The organism is Desulfovibrio sp. 1214_IL3152 (assembly GCF_036763055.1).
Classification (GTDB): domain Bacteria; phylum Desulfobacterota; class Desulfovibrionia; order Desulfovibrionales; family Desulfovibrionaceae; genus Desulfovibrio.
The window spans coordinates 1-2177 of record NZ_JBAIYW010000327.1 but is presented as its reverse complement, the minus strand read 5'-3'; the positions used below and the strand labels follow the sequence as shown (position 1 = coordinate 2177).

The 2177-nt window shown below is 61.8% G+C and carries 1 protein-coding gene and 2 pseudogenes; all 3 read right to left on the bottom strand.

What is annotated here, in order from left to right:
- Window positions 1–910, bottom strand: a 910-nt coding sequence (locus tag V6C07_RS06985) for an FAD-dependent oxidoreductase (protein WP_333535633.1), incomplete at its 3' end; no start/stop codon positions are given.
- Window positions 911–920: 10 nt separating this feature from the next.
- A pseudogene (nadA, locus tag V6C07_RS06980) lies at window positions 921–1973 on the bottom strand (quinolinate synthase NadA); the annotation flags it as partial.
- A 34-nt stretch (window positions 1974–2007) separates the two neighbouring features.
- Window positions 2008–2177, bottom strand: a pseudogene (locus V6C07_RS06975) (carboxylating nicotinate-nucleotide diphosphorylase); the annotation flags it as partial.

The following is a 2177-nucleotide window of genomic DNA, read 5'->3' as shown; positions in this document are numbered from 1 at the left end:
CACGCGGATCGTAGCCCTGCATGAAGGGCTGGCCCTTGTGGCTGAGCAGGCGCGCGCCTTCGCCGCGCATGGCCTCGGTGATGAGCGAGCGGCGGTTGCTGCGCTCTTCATAAAGGGCCGTGGGGTGAAACTGCATGAATTCCAGATTTGCCAGATCCACGCCAGCGCGAAAGGCCATGGAAACGCCCGTACCCACGCAGCCTGGAGCATTGGTGGAATGCAGAAAAACCTGCCCCACGCCGCCTGTGGCAAGCACTGTCCAGTCTGCGAGGATGGTTTCCGGTTCGCCGCTTTCCTCGTTAAGAACATACGCGCCCATGCAGCGGTTGTTGATCTCGTATCGGTATTGCGAGGTTTTGGCGTGGTGGCGGCTTGTAAGAAGGTCAATGGCGGCGCGGTGGTGCAGTCGGGTGATGCGCGGATGGGCCATGATCTGGGCCGTAAGGCCTTCCATAATGGCCCTGCCCGAATAGTCGCGGCAATGCAGGATGCGCGGGGTGGAGTGTCCGCCCTCGCGGGTAAGGTTGAAACTGCCGTCCTCATTGCGGTCAAAGGGAACCCCGGCGCGCTTGATGAGCATGTCGTCAACGCAGGAAGGCCCCTGTCGGCAGAGAAAGCGCACGGCCTTGCGGTAGTTGTAATTGTGTCCCGCTACAAGGATGTCCTTTTCCAAGGCAACGGCATCATCGTTATTTCGTGCTCCGGCGGTTTCTGCCCCGCCGTTTCTGGCGGGATCGGCACGGTAGATGATGCCCCCCTGGGCCAGCTCGGAATTGCCGTCCAGCAACTGGCTTCCGGCGTTGATAAGAAGCACTTCATGCCCGGCATCGGCCAGCGTAAGAGCGGCGGTGCATCCGGCAATGCCCGAACCAATAATTAATACGGGCACATGACGGCGACTGACATTCACAGCACAAACCTCATTGGCCGCATACTTCAAGCATGCGGGTTAGCGAGAGACGGGCGGGGGGGCAGAGTTCCTCCTCGATCGCCAGAGGGGTGGCTTTTTGGGCGCAAATTGCATCAAGAACAGTCCAGAGCTTTTTTTCCGTCACTTTGGCCATGTTGCCGCAAATGGCGTGCCCCAGAGGGATGATGCGGCACTGGCCCGCATGGCGGGCTGCAAGGCGGTGGACAAGATTGTTCTCGGTTCCCACGATAAGGGTGGAACCCGGAGCTTCCGCGGCCACGCGGGCCGCGTCTTTGATAAGGTAGGATGTGGAGCCCGCGCCATCGCAAACGGCGATGACGTCTTCGCGGCATTCGGGATGGGCAATGACGCGGCAGCCCGGGTGCGCGGCGCGCATTTCGCGCACATCATCAGGGTCAAAACGGGCATGGATGGCGCAGCAGCCGGGCCAGAGCAGCAGTTTTCTGTCCAGAGCCTGGGTTTCCGGTTCCACCAGCCCCTTTGATCCTATGCGCAGCACATGCCTTTGGTGCGGGGCGATGCCCAGGGCCGTTGCCGTATTGTTGCCCAAATGCATGTCGGGCAAAAACAGCACGCCGTCACCCTGCTTCATGGCCCATTGCAGCATGATGCCCGCGTTGGCGGACGTGCATACGGCCCCGCCGTATGCGCCCACCACGGCCTTGAGGGCCAGGTCGGTGTTGACGTAGGCCAGGGGAATGACCTTGCGGCCCAGGGCGTAAAGCTGTTCCAGCACCTTGCGGGCCAGGGGGGCGGGGGTCATGCGCGACATGAGACAGTCCGCGTCCATGCTCGGCAGATAGACCGCCTGACCCGGTTTTGCCAGCAAGGCGGCGGATTCACCCATAAAATAGACGCCGCAGAAAACGATATGGTCAGCGTTGACCTGGGGTACGCGGCGGGCCAGCTCCAGCGAGTCGCCCGTGATGTCGCAGTGCTGCACCACGGCATCGTTCTGATAGTGATGCCCCATGATGCAGAGCCTGTCGCCAAGCTGGCGCTTGATAGCCTGAATACCGGCACTGATGTCTTGCATTGTCTTGTCCCTGTGCTGAAAGTGGCAGCCCCGCGCGGCATCAGGCCGACAGCAGGGTCATGCTGAAGTCCGCCGCCACGGCGGAATGGGTAAGCCGTCCCACGGAGATGAAGTCCGGCCTGCGGGGGGCCGTAAGGGCCAGTTCGCGCAGGTTTTCCAACCGCACGCCGCCGCTGACCTCGGTTTCAATAGCCGGGGGAACCAGCGCCA